The organism is Anaerosacchariphilus polymeriproducens (genome assembly GCF_003363435.1).
Classification (GTDB): Bacteria; Bacillota; Clostridia; order Lachnospirales; family Lachnospiraceae; genus Anaerosacchariphilus; species Anaerosacchariphilus polymeriproducens.
On sequence record NZ_QRCT01000046.1, the window covers coordinates 1 to 1,153 of the forward strand.

General features: G+C 49.9%; 1 protein-coding gene. It reads right to left on the reverse strand.

Going from position 1 to position 1,153, the window contains the following annotated elements; translation table 11 throughout:
* The coding region (locus tag DWV06_RS18560; RefSeq protein WP_162300638.1) for an Ig-like domain repeat protein at positions 1-1,153 on the reverse strand (1,153 nt) is incomplete at both ends.

A 1,153-nucleotide genomic window follows, 5' to 3' on the forward strand; every position in this document is an offset into this window, starting at 1 on the left:
GTACTTTTTGACAGCCCGGTCACCAGGTTCTCATCCTTTTCTACGATCTGCGCACTTCCCTGACGGATCGTTCCCTCTACCCCGATGACGATCGTCTCTTCCTGCGTCACGTTCCCGGTGTCCACTTCTTCCACCTGATAGGTCACTTTGGCAAGACCGGAAAGGCTGTCGCCAAACGCACAGTCCACGGTCACATCTCTCTGGTACAGGTCATTTCCTGCCTGGTCTTTCCCATTCACCTTCTCCGGAATCGTCATGGTAAGCTTCGCATCCTTCTGATGCTGCTCCAAAGATTCGATGATCACCGCGTTCGGACTGACTGTTTTGCTCTTTTCCCCTACCTTGTCCTTCGCATAGGCGAAGATCTTTCCTTTGAAGCCTGCTTTGATCTCAAAACGGATCTTATTTCCGATTACGTCTGCTTCCTTCCATGCAGAAGGGACTCCATTTTTGTTGAAGCTGTAATCGACGGTATAATAAGAGATCTTATCCACACCGGATCCGGTCTCATTATCCTTTGCTTCGAGAATCACGGTCGTATCCTTCTGAAAAAAGTACCCATAGTCTACGGTCCGAATGATCCCCGGATGTTTGATGTCCGTACCGTGCGGGGCAAACGAGATCTTTGTGATCTCAGGCGGCGTGATATCCTGTTTCGCCTCACAAGTCTCCATCCCGGTATTTCCGGCATTATCCGTGGCTCTTACCTGAATCCGGTATCCTCCCTCTTCTGCCGGGATCGAACCGGTACTTACGGTATACGCCACATGGTCGAGCACCGTCTTGTTGTCCTTGCTCTCCTTCTCCGTCAGAATGGGCTGCTGATTGCTGTCCTTCTTAATAGCCTGTCCATTGACCATCACCTCAACGGACTGCAGGCCGGAATCCACATCGGAAATAGAAAGGTTGAAGCTCGCTTCTCCATGATAATAAATATCTCCGGTCCCTACTTCTTTGTAAGCGCCTGTTTTTTTCTTTTCGATCTGAATCGTTGGGCTGGTCTTCTCCACTACGATCTCATCGCCCTTTTCTTCATCGATGTCACTTGGCTTGGTCACAGAAGATTCATTCCCTGCGACGTCCTTTGCTTTCGCAGAAAGGACTTTCCGATAGACTTCGCCTTCTTTTCCCGCAATGTCAAACGAGGCCTTCA